Source organism: Segatella copri, assembly GCF_026015295.1.
GTDB classification, from domain to species: Bacteria; Bacteroidota; Bacteroidia; order Bacteroidales; family Bacteroidaceae; genus Prevotella; species Prevotella copri_C.
On sequence record NZ_JAPDUW010000001.1, the window covers coordinates 3,602,734 to 3,621,975 of the forward strand.

Genomic DNA, 19,242 nt, shown 5'->3' on the forward strand with positions numbered 1-19,242 from the left:
CAATCATAAACCCTCTAATAAAATAAACAGAAGTATGCTAAAGAATTTATCTTTCATTGCCCTTTTGGGCATCGCTGTCGTTGGTGTTCCAAGTGAACTCAGCGCCAAGAGCGTAAAGGTGGCAGGCACCCAGAAAGGTACGGCTGCCAAGTCTATCACCCGTCAGGTGGCTCAGCAGAATGTAACCATCGAATTCTATTCTCCATCCATCGTCCGCATCTTGAAATCTGATGCCGGACTTGGTGCTCCTGTTCAGAAGAAAAGCTATTCTGTCATCTTGAAACCTCAACAGATGAAGGGCGTTCAAATACAGGAAAACGGAGATATTGTAAAAATCAATTCTAGTTTTATTTCCGTTGAACTGAATCAGCAGACTGGCGAAATCCGCTTCCTTTCGAAGGATGGAAAGTTGCTGCTTACTGATACGAAGACCCGTCTGGAAGCCCGCAAGGATGAAGCCAACAAGGGCAAGTACCGCATAGAGCAAGACTTCCGTCTTGCTGATGACGAGGCAATCTATGGTCTGGGACAGTTGCGCGATGTTTACATGAATCAGCGTGGTCGACAGAATATCGTACTCTGGAATAATAATACTTATATCGCCATCCCTTATTTCACCAGTGAGAAGGGCTATGGTCTTTACTGGGACAATGCCGGAAAAACCTATTTCAATGATATTGTAGCATCCAGGGATAATGGCAACCAGCCATCATGCACTTCCTTCACCAGTGAAGTAGGAACCTGTGCCGACTACTATTTCATGTACAAGGATGGTACACAGGATGGAGTCATCGCCAGCATCCGTGAACTGACCGGACAGGCTACGATGTTCCCGAAATGGGCGATGGGCTTCTGGCAATGCCGTGAGCGCTATAAGACCAGCGATGAACTGGCGGGCGTATTGGATAAGTATCGCGAACTGAAGATTCCTACTGATGCCATTGTGCAGGACTGGCAGTATTGGGGATGCGACTCCAACTGGAATGCGATGAAATTCCAGAATCCATATTATATAAATAAGGTGGGCGACCCAGCCTATGCCAAGTATCTTCCTACCGATATGAAGCAGATGAAGGCACAGGAAGAACCCCGCCTGAAGAGTCCGGAAGAGATGGTGAAGTATGTTCACAAGAACGATGCCCATCTGATGATTTCCATCTGGGCAAGTTTCGGTCCTTGGACAGAGCAGTATCGTGAACTGAAGAAGATGAATGCCCTCCTTCCTTTCGATACCTGGCCAAGAAACAGTGGCGTGATGCCATACGATGTCTTCAATCCGAAGGCTCGCAACCTCTACTGGAAGTATCTTACTCATCTCTACCAGATGGGCTTTGATGCCTGGTGGACCGATTCTACGGAGCCAGACCATTTTGAGAAGCCGGGCGATGAGAACTATCAGACCTTCGATGGTTCATGGTTGGGCGTGAAGAACGCCTTCCCATTGTTGCACAACAAGAGCATCTACGAGCACCAGAGAGCGATGAAGGGCAACACAAAGCGTTCGCTCCAGATGACCCGAAGCGGCAGTCTCGGTATTCAGCATTATGGCACCATCTGCTGGAGCGGTGATGTGCTGGCTTCCTGGAACGAGATGAAGAATCAGATTCCATCGGGCTTGAACTTCTCGCTCTGCGGTATCCCATTCTGGAACACCGACCTAGGTGGTTTCTTCTACTGGGAGTTTGAACAGAATCCAAAGAACCCAGCCATTCAGGAATTGCAGACCCGCTGGATGCAGTGGGGAACCTTTATGCCATTGATGCGTAACCACTGTTCTTCGCCGATGGTAAGCGAACTGTATGAATTCGGAAAGCAGGGCGACTGGGCTTATGATGCTATGATTAAGGCCATCAAGCTGCGCTATCGCCTTTTGCCTTATATCTACAGTACGGCTGGCGACTGTGTACAGAATAGCGGAAGCATGATGCGTGCCCTGGTAATGGATTATGCGGCAGACAAGAAGGCTTCCCGTCTGAACGATGAGTATCTCTTTGGCCGCAACATCCTGGTGAAGCCGGTAACCGATCCTTTATACACCTGGAAGGATAAGGAGAAGAAGGGCCATACCATCTATCCTGATGTAAGGAAGGCAGCTGCGCCTGTGAATGTTTACTTGCCAAAGGGTAATAAATGGTATGATTTCTGGAGCAACACCCAGTATGAGGGCGGTCAGGATATCCAGCGCCTTTGTCCTGTCGACATCATGCCTGTATTCATCAAGGCAGGTACCATCCTGCCATTCGGTCCTGAAGTGCAGTATAGTTCAGAGAAGCCTTGGGATGAACTGGAAATTCGTGTCTATCCTGGTGCTGATGGTAAATTTACGCTCTATGAGGATGAGGGTGACAACTATAATTACGAGAAGGGTAAATTCTCGGAAATCCAGTTTGTTTGGAATGAAGCAGACAGAACCCTGAACATCGCTCCACGCAAGGGCAGTTATAAGGGAATGCTCCAGCATCGCAGATTCCATATCGTATTGGTGGATGCCAATAGTGGAGCGGGCGATCAGCCTATGCAGGCAAGCAAGAGTGTGGAATATGACGGAAAGGCTGTAAAGATACAGATGTAAGTGTTACATCATATAAAGTATTTGATACTTGTGATAAAGTAGTATTCTGCTTTTTTGTTTATCTTTGCAGCGCAAATAACAATTTAATATACCAATAGCTTAATAGTAATTACAATGAACAAGAATGTTATATACGCAGCTTTGATGTTTGTGGTAACTATGTCTTCCGGCAATGCCTCAGCGCAGCAGTTGCCTTATCAGAATCCAGCCCTCTCGGCTCATGAGAGAGCGGTAGATTTATGTGGTCGTCTCACTTTGGAAGAGAAAGCTTCTCTGATGCTGGATGATTCGCCGGCTATCCCACGATTGGGAATCAAGAGATTCCAGTGGTGGAGCGAGGCACTGCATGGTGTGGCGAACATGGGAGATGTAACCGTCTTTCCGGAACCTATCGGAATGGCAGCTTCGTTTAACGACAGAATGGTGTATAGAGTCTTTGATGCAACATCTGATGAGATGCGTGCCAAATGGAATGAACTGCAGCAGAAGGGAGGAGATGTAACCCGTTTCCATGCTTTATCTGTCTGGACTCCAAACGTGAATATCTTCCGTGATCCTCGCTGGGGACGTGGACAGGAAACCTATGGTGAGGATCCTTATCTTACCAGTAGGATGGGATGTGCCGTGGTGCGCGGATTGCAGGGACCTGAAGATACGAAATACCGCAAACTCTGGGCTTGTGCCAAGCACTATGCAATTCATAGCGGACCAGAATGGGCTCGCCATACAGACAATATTACCGATGTTACACCGCGCGACCTTTGGGAAACTTATATGCCTGCCTTCAAATCACTGGTGCAGGATGCCAAGGTGCGTGAGGTGATGTGTGCCTATCAGCGTTGGGATGATGAACCATGCTGCGGCAACACCCGCCTTCTGCAGCAGATTCTCAGGAATGAGTGGGGATTCAAGTACCTGGTAGTTTCCGACTGTGGCGCTGTTACTGATTTCTGGGAGAATCATAAGGTTTCGAGCAATGCCAGAAATGCGGCAGCTAAGGGCGTATTGGCTGGAACCGATGTAGAATGTGGATTTAATTATGTATATAAATCGGTGCCTGAGGCTGTGAAGTATGGTGCCCTGACTGAAGAAGAAGTTGATAAGCATGTGATTCGTCTGCTCGAAGGTCGTTTCGACTTGGGTGAGATGGATGACAACAAGATAGTTTCATGGTCGAAGATTCCTGTATCTGTGCTTTGCAGCAAGGCGCATCGCCAGCTCTCGCTCGATATGGCTCTGCAGACCATGACGCTGCTCCAAAACAAGAATGAGGTATTACCTCTCGATAAAAAGGTAAAGAAGATTGCTTTCATCGGACCAAATGTGGATAACGAACCGATGATGTGGGGAAACTATAATGGTACTCCACGACAGACAATTACCATCCTGGATGGTATCAAGAATCGTTTGAAGAAAAACCAGGTCGTCACTTTTAAAGGGTGCGACCTGGTGAACGATCAGACTTTGGATTCTTACTTCGACCAGTGTAGCATGGATGGCAAGATGGGCTTTAAGGGCACTTTCTGGAACAATCGTGAAATGAACGGTAAGCCTGTTACCATCACCCAGGAAAAGAATCCTGTGCAGGTAACTACCTATGGCCAGCATTCGTTTGCACCTAATGTGAAGTTGACGGGCTTTTCTGCCAAGTATGAAACCGTATTCCGTCCTAAGCAAAACGCCAAGGTATTACTCGATGTGGCTGCCTGCGGTCATTATGAGGTTTATCTGAATGGTGAGAAAAAGTCAGAGAAGAGTGATTGGCGTACTGTAGAATCCCGCATCGAGTTTGAGGGCGAGAAAGGTAAGGAGTATCAGATAGAAATACGATATGCTGAGATGCCAACCTATAATGCGGATATGAAGATCAATATCGGTCATGAGAATCCTATCGACTATCAGGCTTCGCTCAAGCAGTTGAAGGATTGCGAGACAGTAGTCTTCGTAGGTGGCATCTCTCCACAGTTGGAAGGTGAGGAAATGCCTATCGAGATTTCTGGCTTCAAGGGTGGTGACCGCACCAACATCGAATTGCCTAAGGTTCAGCGCAATTTCCTGAAGGCTTTGAAGGAGGCGGGCAAAAAGGTTGTCTTTGTCAACTGTTCGGGTTCGGCTATCGCTTTGACTCCAGAGACAGAGAGTTGCGATGCCATTCTCCAGGCCTGGTATCCTGGTCAGGAAGGTGGTGAGGCAGTGGCTCGTGTACTCTTCGGAGAGTACAATCCTGCCGGCAAGTTGCCAATCACTTTCTATCGCAATTCCAATCAGTTGCCTGATTTCAAGGATTACAGCATGAAGGGCAGAACCTATCGTTATATGAACGATGCGCTCTTCCCATTCGGTTACGGCTTGAGCTACACTTCTTTCCGTATTGGCGATGCTACACTTTCCAACTCTATCCTGAAGAAGGGTGAGAAGATTACCTTGAAGGTGCCTGTAAGTAATGTTGGCAAGAAAGATGGAACCGAGGTGGTGCAGGTGTATGTGAAGGATCCTGCCGATATCGAAGGACCATTGAAAAGCTTGAAGGCTTTCGAGAGAGTGGAGGTAAAAGCCGGTGCAACAGCTCAAGCCGTCATCACCCTGGACAGCAAGAACTTCGAACTCTTCGATGCTGCAACCAATACCGTCCGTGCCAAGGCAGGAAAGTATGAGGTTTATTACGGCAGCAGTTCGGCTGATAAGGATTTGAAGAAACTGGATGTTTCTATTGAATATTAAGTAACGGTATACTAATTAATATATACTGCTTTCAATAGTATCAATCCAATAAAATAATCGAATTATGAAAAGAATCCTTTGTGTACTTATTGCAGCCATCTGGCTCTGTACTTGCTGGGCAGGGAATGGCAAGAAACCTATTGTCTGGGAACAGCCGGTAGCTGAATCGAATCAGCTATTTTATGATCCTTTTCAATCTCAACTCAACATCTATCGTGTGGAATTCGCAGATGATGAAACACGAGTGTTCATGCACATCACTTTTCCCCCACACTATTGGGTAAAGTTTGTGAAGGAAACCTATCTCCTTGCTGATGGCAAGAAATATCTCGTCAAGAGCTGTGATGGACTGAAACTTGACGAAGAACACTATATGCCAAGCTCAGGCAAGGAGGATGTGGTCTTCCACTTCGCACCGCTCCCCAAGAAGACCCGAAAGTTTGACTTCCTGGAAGGTGACGGCAAGAAGAACTTCAAGATATTTGGCATCGAGAATATCGATACCCGCATCAAACAGCTCTTCTCCTCGCTTTGGCGCAACGATGCGACCGGCGATTGGGAGATAGGATTCTATGAAGATTTCGCCATCTACGACTGCCGTTACTGGCAATACAAGCAGAAGAATCAGAAGGGCGACAAGTACTCTTTCATCCTTACCGATGGCAAGAGCGACCTGGCTGTCAACATCGACAAACCTCAACATGGCAAGCGCACGATGACCATCAACGGCAAGAAAGCCGAATATTCGCTCATTACCACTTCCACCCTTCCGGATTATCCGCAGAAAGATGAGACCACAAGTCTGAAGGATACTCATAACAAGCCCGATACGGCTATTGTTGTGGGATGGCTCAGAAATATGCCTAAGGAATTTTGGGATAGAGGGCAGGAGTATAGTGTGCAGTATTATGATCTCTTTTCCACATTCACGGAATTGAGCAATTGTAGCAAGCTCGATTCTCTTGGCAGATTTGAGATCAAAGTGCCTCTCATCAACTCTACCGAGGTTTTCATGGACTGGAAACATACTTATATCAACACGGTATTGGAGCCAGGTGAGACCTATTATCTGCTCTATGACTTCAAGTCTGGACATTCCATCTTCATGGGCAAGAACTGTCGCTTGCAAAACGAACTGCTGGCGCATCCTATCCCAATGATTAACGCAGACTATGCAGGTAAGGATGAGAATAAGGTTCCAGCCCAGGAGATGATGCAGATTCTTGAATCCAGATATAAGGAGGCTGAAGGGAACTTACGAAAACAGATAGAAAAATCGGCATCTATTTCCAGATGTTATCAGGAGTATGCGGCTCAATACCTTCTCTGCATTTATGCTACGGATATCTTGCAAGGAGCATATAGCGTAAAAGACAATGTTTTCCCTCAGGAATATGTGAGCCAAGTGGAAAAAATATGGAAGGAGATTCCGCAGCCTTATACTCAGTTTCGTGACTATAGTATGCTGACTAATGATCTCATCGGCCAGGAAAGAAGGTTAAAGTACAGTACCCCCATGGGAAGGACCTATGGATTCTTATCCACCAATTCTTATCCGGAACTGTTGAGAAAGCACAAGGCTCTGGGGGATATTGCGATAACCGATTCAGAAATTGCTACGGTGGAACAATGGGCTAAGAATCTGGATGCCATAACTATCAAGCAATATCAGACGACAGATGCCAAGGAGCAGGAGAAAATAGTAAAAGCTTTTTCCAACTCAGTCCTTGACAAGCGCGCTACGGCTATCATTGGTAGAGAAGATATTGCCAAGATGCTTAAGGATGAGACTCCTCTCATCGATGTATATTATGCCCAGCATATAGCTGATAGCATGGGATGCAACCAGCAGCAGAAAGATGTCATCATCTCCAAGGCCTTTCTTCAGATGTTGGAAAGACTAGCCATGCCACTCAATAGTTATGGTCTTGACCTGGCAGAACACAGCATCAGTTCTGAAGTTCTCAGGGAGAAAGTATTGGCAGAACACCGTAAGTACCTGTCTTTGCAGAACAAGGATATTACAATTAGTATCAAGACAGCTCCGCAGGATATGAGCGATGGGGAGAAGCTTCTTCGCCATATATTGGAGCCTTATAAGGGAAAGCTTGTATTGCTGGATGTCTGGGGAACCTGGTGTGCCCCTTGCAAGGAGGCTCTAGCCCATTCGAAGGAAGAGTTCGAACGCTTGGCACCATACGATGTGGTATATCTATACATGGCAAGCAGAAGTCCGGAAGAGTCATGGAAAAATATCATCAGACTGAATAATCTGGTTGGCGACAATATCGCCCACTACAATTTGCCAGCGCCTCAGCAGAGTGCCATCGAGAACTATCTCAACATTCGCTCCTTCCCATCCTATCGCCTCTTCGACAAGGAAGGAAATCTGGTAGATGTGAAAGTGGATGCTCGCCAGCTTGACAATCTGGAGAAAATCATCAAGGAACTGAACAGATAGTAAGAATACTGATAAAATCCCCTTCAAGGTATTGGGTGCACAGTTGAATACATAATAAATCCCGAAATCGCTTGGCGGTTTCGGGATTTTTGCTTATCTTTGTATCTGTTTAAAGATTAACAAGTAAACATGAATACAGAGCAACAAAAGATAGAATACAAGAGTCTGCAAAAGATTCGAACAGGAGAGAAAGGATTCAAAGAGCTCTCCACTACTTGTGTGGCTTTAGCCAATGCACAAGGTGGACAAATTATGATTGGCGTAGAAGACAAGACAAAGAAGCCTGCTCCCAATCAGGTTATACCGCAAGAAGAGGCAAATAGTGCTGTTACAAGATTGCGTGGACTCTGTTTCAACGTAGGTCTTGCTGTAGGCGACGTTTGTGCAGACGAAACTGGCAGCCAGTACTTTGCCATCACAGTATTCCCTTCACTCCATTCATATGCCACCACTTCTGATGGCAAAATGTACATCCGTGTCGCAGACAAATGCGAGCCTGTGCGTAGTGAAGATATTCAACGTGTAGGAGAAGAGAAAGGAGCTTTCCAATGGGAACTTGTGCCAACACGATTTGAATTGGAAGATGAGAATAAGACGAATCTCTCTAAATTCGCTAATGATATACGCCAATCTGATAGAGTGAAGCAGCATGTCAAGCAGCTCGATGATATGGAAATTGGCGAACAGTACCATCTTCTTGACGGCAACAAGATGACTAATCTTGGTGTCTTATGGATTGGTACAGCCAAACAGCGTAGCCGTATTTGCTATCCTATCACTGTGCAATATATCGTATATGATGACTTGGAGAACAAAACCAACAAATTGGAATGGCGTGACAATACACGTAATCCGAAAGAACTTTTGGAAGATATTATGGACAAGGCTGTAGAGTTGACCTATAGCTATGAGATGCCTAATGGACTCTTCCGTAAGACAGTACGCTATTATAACGAGAACTTAATCAGAGAGCTGCTTGTTAACAGTTTGGCTCATAGTTCAAGAACCATCTCTAACGACATCACAATCAAGGTGTATCCAGGTTATATCAGCATCTCCAATCCTGGTGGTCTCCCTTTGGGTGTAACCAAAGACAACATCCTTCATACTAAGCACAGACGTAATCCGAATATGATTGAGATACTGACTGCACTTGGATTGATGGAAGGTGAGGGCTCTGGCTATGACTTGATTTATGAGTTGGATGCCGTTGAAGCAAAGAAACAACCTGAGATAGAATCAACATTCAACACAGTCACAGTATATCAAAGTGCAGAGATTACGGATAAAGAAGTTGTTCGCCTGATGGATTATGTTGACCATAATTATCAGCTTTCCCAAAAGAACAAGATTGCTTTCGGTATCATAGCCAGAGAGAAACGCATTGCCGCAACCGATTTATCTAAAATCCTCCAGCTATCTGCAGAAGAACGATTGAGAAGCTATATTGATAACTTAGACAAAAGCAATCTGATAACGAAAGGTGGCGTCAAGAAAGGATCATTTTTCCAAATCAATACAACTTTGCTGAAAAATGCAAAATCTAACATTGTTACTAGTTTGAAGACTATAGAACCACATGTTCTTAAGGCACTAATTATGGAAGATCTCCGTGTGCATCCTTTGAGTAAAATATCTGATATAGCAGAGCGCATTCCTGATATAGATATGAAAGAGATTCGAAAGATGCTCTATTCTATGGTTGGGAAGGAGATAGAAAAAGAGGGCACTCGATTTGATAGTAAATATTATATAAAGTAATGGCATAAAAAAAAAGGTCTGAAAAAGAAAAAACTGTTAAAAATCATGTATTGAACTAATAATCAGCGACTTTCTTTTTTTCAGTATTCTTTTTCTACTCCTATATTTCATAAAAGAGATTTTAAGTCTCGGTATAAGAACAGACATTACGATGGAAACAAAGGATACCATCTATGTGATAGAACTGAAATTTAATAAGTCGGCACAAGAGGCTCTTGACCAAATCAACAACAAGCATTATACTGATGCTTTTGCCCTAAGGGGCAAAACCGTGGAAAAGATTGGTATGAACTTTATGATTGATGAAGATAAGACGATTGTATTGGATTGGGCAAAATAGGCTTTATGTTAATGGGGTTAACTCGCTCTAATTTGGACTTTGATTGAAAATCAAGAAGTTGGGCGTTTGCCTATATTATATAGGTAACAATATGGAAACGAGCGGACTTCTGCTCGTTTCTGTATTTTGCAATATGCAAAGAACACCTCAATTTGGGGGCAAAGATACGATATTTTTCTAAATATCCAATGATTTACAAGAGGAATTTTATGGAAATTAGAACTTTTTATAGTAAAACCTTGCTTCGCAAGTAATTTGAGATTAGAAACATCAGTGAATCCAAATTTAATGTATATTGTCTGTTTCCACAATTTTCACTGTGGTACGACTCCCAACAATATGTACCACAGTGAAACTTCTTTTTTTATATAGTTGTGCGAAAAAACATCAAGTCAATTCTTGTCATCATCTGTCGAGCCAATTCTTCAATTTCATGATTTTGTCTTTGCTGACCACAATTCGCAACTCAGGAAATCCATGAAGGCTAATGGTCATTTTGTATTTGAAGAAATTGGTGAGTTTGTCAATGCGCTCGATATTTACCATATATTGGCGGCTGACACGGAAGAACAAATTGGGATTTAATTGCAGCTCCAAGTCATTCAAAGATTGGTTGATGGGTACAGAATTACCATCACTAAGGTATGCCCTAACGACACCATTTTCTGATAAAAAATAACTAATGTCAGTTGTCTTGACAAGTTTGAAGCCATCATAGATATGCACAAGGAAATAGTCTCTCCATTTCTTACCTGTTGCCATCCCCATTTTCTCCATCAGAGCTGAGTAATCTATGACTTTATTGCACAGGGCTTTAGCCTTTGTTAGAGCTTTCGCCAATTCTTCTGTCAATATCGGTTTCTGAAGATAGGCGATGCCATTGCTCTTGAATGCTTCCAAGGCATATTCATTATAAGCCGTGGTAAATATCACAGGAGAAGTTGGGGCTATCTCCAAGAAAGCCTCGAACACATCACCATCGCCCAGTCTTATATCCGCAAAGATTACATCCTCGTCATGCGGATTTTGCAGATAGTCGATGACCGCTCTCATTGTTGTTAACGGTCCTTGTATTTCCATAGAGTTGTCTATGTTTTGCAAGAGGCGTTTCAGTCTTGAAAAACCACGTTCTTCGTCTTCTATGATTAAAACTTTCATGATTTTGATAAGATTGGAAGTTTAACTTCAAAATATTTATTGTCGTTACTAACGACTAGTTCCTTTCCTAATAGACTATAGCGCAGACGCAAGTTTGACAATCCCTTTTGTGTTGTAGGTAAAGTGCTCTTTATCGGATTCACTACATTTCTAACGATAATATATTCGCCATGACAATACACTGAGATAAAAAGCGGTCTTTCCTTGGTATGACAGTTATGCTTTATCGCATTCTCTACCATCATTTGTATCGCCAATGGCAAGGTCTCATTCTTGCATATTTCCAGTTCTTCGGCAATTTCCACATGTATGGTATGAGGAGAACTTATCTCTTGAAGCTCACAATAGTTCTTCACGAAATGAATCTCTTCATGTACTGGCACCGTCTCATCATCCAGATGTGTGACTACATATCTATAGATTTCAGAGAATTTCAGAGTGAAACTTTCTGCCTGTACAGGATTCTCCTCAATCAAGTCTGCCAACGTGTTGATGCTGTTGAATATGAAATGCGGATTCATCTGCAGACGCAAGAGATTATTGGTAAGCACTACGTTTTCCTTCTCTTTTCTGATGAGGATGGAGCAATAATATAGGCACGCATTCACCATGGTCAGCAATGTGGCGATTAATCCAAAAACATATAATCTGTCCCAATATACATCGTTCCCAGCATGCCAAAGGCTATCAAATATGTTTTCAAATGCAACAGCCCAAACAGAATTGGCTAGCAACAACAATAGGATATGGGTGACAAAACGAGGATTGCTTATCTTGTTTTTTACAAAAATGTCACCCAAGGAAATAGAAACCCACAAAGAGAATAATGTGTAAAAGGAACAATATACTATGTCGAAGCACAAGTCCTCGAAAGTGACACCTGTACCCACAAACGTATCAAAGTCCATCAGTGCCCATAGCAAGTAGGAAAAGATGCATGTGGTGATGGATATGATGAACCAACTCTTTATAAAACCATGATATTTCTTCATATTACTCATTTTTGCTTGCAAATTTAGTTTTTTTTTTCGAGATAGACAATAGTAAGAACCATGAATGACGAAAAAACACTCATGAATCCGCTATTTTCGCTTATGAACCATTCATAGCATAGTAAGATAAGGTTCATCTGTGGTTTTGAGTGATTCACACCTCAATTTCTCCGAATCACGATGATTGTACTTGCATAGTCTGAAATATCTTAATACTTTTGCACTCGAAAAATTTAGGTTAAATCAAAAATAAGGTAAATGAAAAAGTTAATTTTAGCAATGTGTACAGCTTCACTTCTGTTCTCATGTACAGATGATGATAGCCTAAGTACAAACTCAGCCCCAGTAGCAGACAATAATGGAATTGAGGTTGTAGAAGTATCCAATGGAAATGTTGTACAAGGTACACGAACATTGGGGGATGGAGAACTTGCGCTGAAATTTGATTCAGAGGCTAGTTTCCAGAAGTTCAAGAACGAGTTACTTAACGAGTCTAGTTTCGCAAGAACCGAGACTATTAGCAAATATGGCATCAAGAATCTTTATGATTTAGCAGATGATGCAGACGCAGAGCTTGAAAAGATTGGTAATGAGGCAACATCATTATCTGATTTCAACGCTAAATACTCAGAGTATAAAAAGAAGTATGAGGGACTGTTGATAACTGATGCTTCGGACAATTCTGATGTATCATTGTATGTACCTAATGCTGATTCACCAGAATCATATATTGCGAATAAGGATGGCTATTTCGTTGTTGGAAATGAAGTCAGAAAAATTAGTGTAAATTCTGAAAACTATCCAAATTATCCATCCCTCCCATCTATCCCTGGTCAGAAAGCACCATCACAGGAAGGTACAGTTGCTGGCACTAACAAAGTGGAACTCAGACCACGCAGCAACACCAAGATATATTTTGAAGCGTATGCTCAAGGGTATTATCTTCGAGTAAAGATGAGTGCTAAGAAACATATGTGGTATGGGTGGAAAAATGACCCACACCGTCAATATTTCTTTGATTCCTATCTTGACAACAACTTTGTCTATCTCGGACAAGGAAAATATGGACAAGAAGCCATTGTCAATAGACTTCCTAGATATATCTTCAATAACGAGAAGGCAGTAAAGAATGGCTTTGACATCATTTTAGGAAAGAGACAGACCGCTGCTAAGTTTACTGGAGAATTCCATGTCTGGTCAGACTTAACTTCAGAACATGACAAAGATGGAAATGACATAACAGAGAAAGTTGGAAATTTTGTCATGCCTAAATGCTTGGAAAGCAAAGCCCAAATTGTAAAAATAGACATTCTATAAAATTATAAGACGATGAAGAAAGTATTTTTAGCTATGCTTATCATGGCAAGTCTCTTACCTTTGTGCAGCATGGCACAACAGGGAGTCAAGGTGGATTTACATACTGGTACAAACTTGTCAGGTTTTGTTGGTGGAAATTCCTATGTAGCCCAAGATCAAAAAATGAAAATGGGTGCAAGTGTAGGTGTTGGGGTATCCTATGAAACAAGCAAGAACTTTGTCTATTCCTCGGGAATTGATTTCTTAATGACGGCAGGTAGCTATACCGCCATGTCAGACTACTATAATGGTGGACTTACAGCTGCATTTCCTGCGGTAAATTCAAGAGAACTATCCATCCAAATTCCTGTCAAGTTTGGATATGACTTCACTCTGGGTGAGAAGTTGCATTTCATTCCTTCTGTTGGTGCGTATGGAAGATTTTCCATGGTATCTATCAAGGAGAATGTAACCGAGAATACAGATGGAAAGTCTGGTAATAGCTTCAAATGGAACAGCTTCAACAACTATCAACATAATACCAATCGCCTTGATGGTTATAAGCGATGGGATGTTGGAGGCTTAATTGAAGGAAAGTTTGTTTATGCCAATCGTTATGCTGTAACATTAGGCTATTCTCGTGGTTTTCTTGACAAGTCACCTCAGTTTAAATTCAAGAACCACAGCTATCATCTGACATTGGGATATACATTATAGTGGTTCTCCTTGATTTTACAACAACAATGAAGACACTTTGTGGCAATTCTTGTAAAGAATAACCACAAAGTGTCATTTTTTATATTTGCTTACTAGAATTATCCAAATACCTGCTGCCACAACGTTTTGTTGCTTACGATGATCCTGACATCGGCTTTCATATACTTTTGCAGTATAGGAATATTTTGTCCCTGTGTGCTCACAGTGGCTGTAGCCATAAAATAGTTGCCATCTTCCCTATGTATGAGTTTGGCATTATGGCTTATGATGTTGCAGTGATAAGATGCATTGTCGTTGCCCTCGAAAGAAACATGAGCTGTCCTTGGCTCATCGAAAAGATGCAAATACTTATATGGTACAAACACTTGCACTGTTCTTTGATTGAGAACCTCACCATTAGCCTCTATGGATATAGGATAAGGTATCTTATAAAAAGCGACTGCGAAGGCGAGGACTATGATGGTAATGATTATAGTCCCCAAGCTGACGAGGCGAGGAGGAACCTTGCCTATCACGTTCCTCACCTTCTCACTTCTCAACTCGATATTATCTGATTCTCTTTCTTTCTGTTCCATGTCAAAAACATTTTAGTTTCCCAATTCCAACTGATTCTTCACAAGATTATAGTATGCCCCTCGCTTGGCGGTCAAAGACTCATGGTTGCCAACCTCAACGACCTTACCATGGTCTATGACTACGATTTGGTCGGCATTCTTCACCGTACTCAGTCGATGAGCCACAATCACGACAGTCTTACCCTTATAGAATTTATCCAAGTTCTCCACAATGTTTCTCTCATTGTTGGCATCGAGCGAGTTGGTCGCCTCGTCAAGGAAGATGTAGTCGGGATTCTTATACACCGCTCTTGCTATCAAGATACGCTGTTTCTGTCCCTGGCTCAGTCCCACTCCATCACGTCCAATCTTGGTATTGAACTTCAGCGGCAAGGCCATCACATAATCCTTGATGCAAGCTATCTCGGCTGCTTTCAACAACCGCTCCTTGTCTATGTCACCATCATCAACAGCAATGTTTCGTGCGATACTCTCCGAGAAGATAACACCATCCTGCATGACAACGCCACATTGTCTGCGCCACCATTTCTTGTTGAGCTTATTGATGTTGGTATTTCCTATGTTGATTTGCCCCTCCAAGACAGAATAATAGCCGAGCATCAAACGGATGAGGGTGGTCTTTCCACTGCCAGATGCGCCAACGATGGCTGTCACCTTACCTTGCGGAATGTGAATGCTCACATCGTCTATGGTCTTGCGCAAAGCATGTGGGTCGTACTTGAACATGATGTTCTTGATGTCAATGCCCTCATTCTTATCTTCAATAGAAGTTAGCAAACCTTCCTTTCCATTTTCATCATCCATCTGGTGAATCTCGTTGATTCGCTCCAAGCTAATCTTCACATCTTGCAGAGAATAGAAGAAGTTCATCAGTTGCTCCACTGGTGAGTTGAGCTGTCCGATGATGTATTGCACGGCAAGCATCATACCAAGTGTCATTTGCCCATGTATCACGGCGGTTGCAGCCACTACCGTGATGATGATGTTCTTCACCTCGTTGATAAAGATACTTCCTGCCTCCTGTGTCTGTTGGAGTTTGAGTGATTTCATCTGCACCCCAAACAAGTCTGCTTGCGTGTCCTCCCATTCCCATCTTCTACGTTGTTCACAATCCTGCAACTTGATTTCCTGCATGGAGGTGATAAACTCATAAGTTTTGTTATTGTTGATAGCTTGCTGCTCAAACAATTCATAGTCGAGCACCTTTCTCCGTTTCAAGAACAAGGTCATCCATCCGCCATAGAGGATACTTCCCAACAGGAAAATGACAAACACCAATTTATTATAGAAGAACAGTACCACCGAGAATACCACGAAGGTGAGCATGGCAAACGTGATGTTGAGCGTCTGCTGCGTCAAGAAAGTATTTACTCGGCTATGGTCGTTCATTCTTTGCATCAAGTCGCCCATGAGTTTCGTATCAAAGAAAGACATAGGCAGTTTCAATAGCTTGATGAAGAAGTCACTTACTAATGATATGTTGATGCGTAAGGATATGTGAAGCAACAACCATCTGCGGATAAAGTCTATTGCCGTCCGGCTGATTGTAAGCATCAACTGCCCCAAGAGTATCAGCCAAACAAAACCTATATCTTGGTCCTTGATACCGACATCCACGATAGATTGGGTAAGGAATGGCAGGACAAGCTGCAGGAGGCTTCCGACTACCAGACCCAAGATGATTTGTCCGAAATACTTGCGGTATTTCTTCACATACCCAAAGAGAAAGCGGAAAGACCTCTTTTCTTTGATTTTCTCTTCACCTTGCATCTTATAAGTAAAGAACGCAGGAGTGGTTTCCAAGAACATAGCAATGCCCTTGTCCTCACCATTGGAGTTCGTGCTTATCCAATGTTGTTTGAACTCGTCTAAGGTATAAGCAACCAATCCCTTCCCTGGGTCTGCTACATAGAACTTCTTGGATTTCTTAATCTTATATAAGACCACAAAGTGATTCTGATTCCAATGGAGAATACAGGGCAATGGAGCTTCGTTTAACATGGCGATAGAAATTCTCGCACATGCCGTATGTAATCCAAGAGTATTAGCTGCTTCATTGATTCCTAACATTGAAACACCTTCCGTTGTGGCAAAGCAAAGTTTCGACAGAGAATCTAATGTATATTCCCTGCCGAAATATTTACATACCATTTGCAAACTGGCTATGCCACATTGCATGGAATCATGTTGATGAAAACTTTCTATCGTTTTGGTCATTGATTAATACATTTTCATGATAGCACTATCAATATTCTTATTAACTTCTATTTCTCCACGTTCTGATTTCTTGCCATAGTTAAAGTTGTAAGTCAGAGTTAAATTAATATTACGCCCATCAGCATCGCTAAAATTCCACGAATTTCTATTATAGCATCCATACTCCATTGTTATATGTTGCTTGTCGTAACGTGAAAATGGGTTACGTGCTAAAGCCTCAATTGTCAATGACTTATGAGCCCAATTCGCTTTCCATTCATAGGTGGGGCGACGGTTTATGAGCCAGGGTTGGCGAATATCAAGCGATTTATAAGGGGTAAGATAATCAAAACTAAACATCCATTCCCCTGCAAGATAAACCAAGCCACTTTTTATGCGTAAACTGTTGTGCGACATATTATAGGCTGAGCCCCTTAATGTATTACATTCTTCAATTGTCGTGGCATTCAAACGTAAATGTTCATTCAATAAATTATAGGTGCAACTTACACTAAACATATTGCCGTAGAAAGTTCCCCCATTTATACGAGTATCAAAAATCGTATTCGTGTTAGCTGTATACTGATGTACTATGTTATCAAAATAAATGTTGCTATCATAGGATAAAGATAAATGCAATTTACCTATCTGTCCATTATATGAAAGAGTGTTTCCTAACACTTTCATTGGGACAATATCTGGATTACCACAAGTTGCCTCAAAAAAAGATGTCGGAACAACCATAGAATTCTTTTCTGACGGCTCAAATAGGGTATGCGTAAAAAGACCATTTAACGAAAAAGAATGCTTGCTATTAATGGCATAATTTCCTCCATAAAATGCGACTGGTATACAGTAATTGTCATGTACGGAGTTTAAAGATACGGCAGTATTAGACAAACCTGCAGAGACATAATAATAGTATTTCTCACTGTATTTGCTAAGTTGAAGTAATCCAACAGTAACATTGGAAGTCAGTTGCTGTTTACCCATTGCAGTTCCAGCATAATCATCAGTATAATGTTTATAATCATTACTCAACACCCCTGTTAGGGTAAGACTATTTTTCAAAGTTTTAGAATAACGTATATTTCCATTCAGCACAAAGTTGTCTTCTATTACTTTAGAACTTAGGGATGATTGTTCTGTTTCTGCATACAGACTGTAGTATTTATTGTGCCCCATAGAAGCAGATGCTGTAATGTCAAAAGCCTGCTCTTTCGGCAACCATAATGTATAATTTGCATATGCAGATGGTGCTATAGATTGGCTATTATTGGCTATAGTCCGTCTCGTTGTGCCATATGGTTCTGTGTAGGAAATACTCTGTATGGTGTTGGTATTTGGCGTAGCTTGGCGAGTAAAGCCCACATAAGTATTTAATCTATGGCTGTTACCCATTGAGGTTAAACGCAATCGTATGGCTTGCCCGTTGTTTTTTTTCAACGAGCTTTCATCATTATAATTACGTTCCAGAACGGATTTGTCCGAAAAGGTAAACATATCATTTCCTCCTGTATAGCTATGGTCTCTATGCCAGTCACCTATGGCTGTTAGCGAAAGTGAGTATCGTTTCTTATTGAAATCAGCAAAAGCTAGATATTCTCCCGATTTGTAAGCAAATCCTTCGTTTGCAGACAAATACACATTGCCTCCATAATTCATTTTTATCGTAACAAAATTAACCAATCCTGCTTTACCCGCATATTTGCCGCTTGGAGTTCTTATATATTCTATTGTACGAATGTTCTTTGCGCTAAGAGATGCTACATCTTCAGGTAATGCCTCCATACCATTAATGCACAAAACGACCTCTCCTCCACTATGAGTAGTAATACTACGAGTACGTGCCGATACTTCCAAGTCAGGAGTCTGCATAAGATACAGTAAATTAAAACCGTTAGCAGAATGTTTTTTCTCGAGTTGAGTTGGTATCAACAATGTCTTGTTGCTCATTTCTATCTGACCTTCTGCGGTCACAACAACCTCTGGCAATTTTTCATTTTTAAGACTATCTGTTTGTGCTTTAACATCTGTTAAAAAAACAAGCAATGAGCAAAAAATAATTAAGTATTTATACATTTAAGATATTATGGAGTAATTTATATATATATATTTAAAGATGATAAAATCATGGATGGGCGTGTCAATATATGCTTGACACTCCCATCCACACAGAATACTAAACGTAGCCTCGTTACTCTAGTTCTTATTTCTTTATTGTTGGTAAACTAGGTCGTGGCTTTGGTTTTACTATTGGACATACGCAATTGCAAGTTGAAGTAGAAACACAGCTTTGGCTGCTTCTTGATGAGCCGCAAGAACCTTGAGCGGCAACAGTGTGTGCTTGTCCTCCAAGCACAAGCATTAGTGACTCCTTGTTCAAAACAGAAAATTCGTCTGTCAGAACTGATTTCAACTGATTAAACTTTTTCATTGATTAAATATATTTA

General features: G+C 42.1%; 12 protein-coding genes. 7 read left to right on the forward strand and 5 right to left on the reverse strand.

What is annotated here, in order from left to right:
* Positions 1-34 precede the first annotated feature (34 nt).
* The 5 genes from ONT18_RS15065 to ONT18_RS15085 all read left to right on the forward strand — a co-directional run bounded on the left by ONT18_RS15065 (position 35) and on the right by ONT18_RS15085 (position 9,855).
* On the forward strand, positions 35-2,572 hold the full coding sequence (locus ONT18_RS15065; RefSeq protein ID WP_264906492.1) for a glycoside hydrolase family 31 protein: 2,538 nt from the start codon (positions 35-37) through the stop codon (positions 2,570-2,572).
* 114 nt (positions 2,573-2,686) lie between these two features.
* Positions 2,687-5,293 carry a xylan 1,4-beta-xylosidase gene (xyl3A, locus tag ONT18_RS15070; RefSeq protein WP_264906493.1) on the forward strand — a complete coding sequence of 869 codons (2,607 nt, stop codon included), beginning with the start codon at positions 2,687-2,689 and terminating at the stop codon, positions 5,291-5,293.
* Positions 5,294-5,357: 64 nt separating this feature from the next.
* A complete protein-coding gene (locus tag ONT18_RS15075; RefSeq protein ID WP_264906506.1) occupies positions 5,358-7,754 on the forward strand; it encodes a TlpA family protein disulfide reductase in 2,397 nt (798 codons plus the stop codon).
* Between the two features lie 129 nt (positions 7,755-7,883).
* On the forward strand, positions 7,884-9,515 hold the full coding sequence (locus ONT18_RS15080; protein WP_264906508.1) for an ATP-binding protein: 1,632 nt from the start codon (positions 7,884-7,886) through the stop codon (positions 9,513-9,515).
* A gap of 85 nt (positions 9,516-9,600) precedes the next feature.
* Positions 9,601-9,855 (forward strand): PD-(D/E)XK nuclease domain-containing protein, encoded by a 255-nt coding sequence (locus tag ONT18_RS15085; RefSeq protein ID WP_264906896.1) that lies wholly within the window; start codon positions 9,601-9,603, stop codon positions 9,853-9,855.
* 405 nt (positions 9,856-10,260) lie between these two features.
* On the opposite strand, the gene ONT18_RS15090 is transcribed toward ONT18_RS15085, so the two are convergent.
* A complete protein-coding gene (locus ONT18_RS15090) occupies positions 10,261-11,013 on the reverse strand; it encodes a LytR/AlgR family response regulator transcription factor (protein ID WP_264906510.1) in 753 nt (250 codons plus the stop codon).
* A complete protein-coding gene (locus tag ONT18_RS15095; protein ID WP_264906512.1) occupies positions 11,010-12,014 on the reverse strand; it encodes a sensor histidine kinase in 1,005 nt (334 codons plus the stop codon). The genes ONT18_RS15090 and ONT18_RS15095 overlap by 4 nt, the downstream gene beginning before the upstream one ends.
* Positions 12,015-12,263: 249 nt before the next feature.
* Between ONT18_RS15095 and ONT18_RS15100 the strand changes: the two genes are divergently transcribed.
* Positions 12,264-13,322 carry a DUF4848 domain-containing protein gene (locus ONT18_RS15100; RefSeq protein WP_264906514.1) on the forward strand — a complete coding sequence of 353 codons (1,059 nt, stop codon included), beginning with the start codon at positions 12,264-12,266 and terminating at the stop codon, positions 13,320-13,322.
* 168 nt (positions 13,323-13,490) lie between these two features.
* A complete protein-coding gene (locus ONT18_RS15105; protein ID WP_367398936.1) occupies positions 13,491-14,018 on the forward strand; it encodes a hypothetical protein in 528 nt (175 codons plus the stop codon).
* A 98-nt stretch (positions 14,019-14,116) separates the two neighbouring features.
* On the opposite strand, the gene ONT18_RS15110 is transcribed toward ONT18_RS15105, so the two are convergent.
* Genes ONT18_RS15110 through ONT18_RS15120 form a run of 3 tightly spaced genes read right to left on the reverse strand, consistent with a single transcriptional unit; the run spans position 14,117 to position 18,871 of the window.
* Positions 14,117-14,593 carry a hypothetical protein gene (locus ONT18_RS15110; protein WP_264906516.1) on the reverse strand — a complete coding sequence of 159 codons (477 nt, stop codon included), beginning with the start codon at positions 14,591-14,593 and terminating at the stop codon, positions 14,117-14,119.
* Positions 14,594-14,605: 12 nt separating this feature from the next.
* Positions 14,606-16,810 (reverse strand): peptidase domain-containing ABC transporter, encoded by a 2,205-nt coding sequence (locus ONT18_RS15115; RefSeq protein WP_264906517.1) that lies wholly within the window; start codon positions 16,808-16,810, stop codon positions 14,606-14,608.
* A 3-nt stretch (positions 16,811-16,813) separates the two neighbouring features.
* Positions 16,814-18,871, reverse strand: coding sequence for a hypothetical protein (locus ONT18_RS15120; RefSeq protein WP_218414975.1), 2,058 nt, complete (start codon positions 18,869-18,871; stop codon positions 16,814-16,816).
* Positions 18,872-19,242 lie beyond the last annotated feature (371 nt).

Coding starts and splice junctions, on each gene's coding strand:
- ONT18_RS15065 (WP_264906492.1), top strand. CDS start 35: ATGCTAAAGAATTTATCTTTCATTGCCCTTTTGGGCATCGCTGTCGTT.
- xyl3A (WP_264906493.1), top strand. CDS start 2,687: ATGAACAAGAATGTTATATACGCAGCTTTGATGTTTGTGGTAACTATG.
- ONT18_RS15075 (WP_264906506.1), top strand. CDS start 5,358: ATGAAAAGAATCCTTTGTGTACTTATTGCAGCCATCTGGCTCTGTACT.
- ONT18_RS15080 (WP_264906508.1), top strand. CDS start 7,884: ATGAATACAGAGCAACAAAAGATAGAATACAAGAGTCTGCAAAAGATT.
- ONT18_RS15090 (WP_264906510.1), bottom strand. CDS start 11,013: ATGAAAGTTTTAATCATAGAAGACGAAGAACGTGGTTTTTCAAGACTG.
- ONT18_RS15095 (WP_264906512.1), bottom strand. CDS start 12,014: ATGAGTAATATGAAGAAATATCATGGTTTTATAAAGAGTTGGTTCATC.
- ONT18_RS15100 (WP_264906514.1), top strand. CDS start 12,264: ATGAAAAAGTTAATTTTAGCAATGTGTACAGCTTCACTTCTGTTCTCA.
- ONT18_RS15105 (WP_367398936.1), top strand. CDS start 13,491: ATGGGTGCAAGTGTAGGTGTTGGGGTATCCTATGAAACAAGCAAGAAC.
- ONT18_RS15110 (WP_264906516.1), bottom strand. CDS start 14,593: ATGGAACAGAAAGAAAGAGAATCAGATAATATCGAGTTGAGAAGTGAG.
- ONT18_RS15115 (WP_264906517.1), bottom strand. CDS start 16,810: ATGACCAAAACGATAGAAAGTTTTCATCAACATGATTCCATGCAATGT.
- ONT18_RS15120 (WP_218414975.1), bottom strand. CDS start 18,871: ATGTATAAATACTTAATTATTTTTTGCTCATTGCTTGTTTTTTTAACA.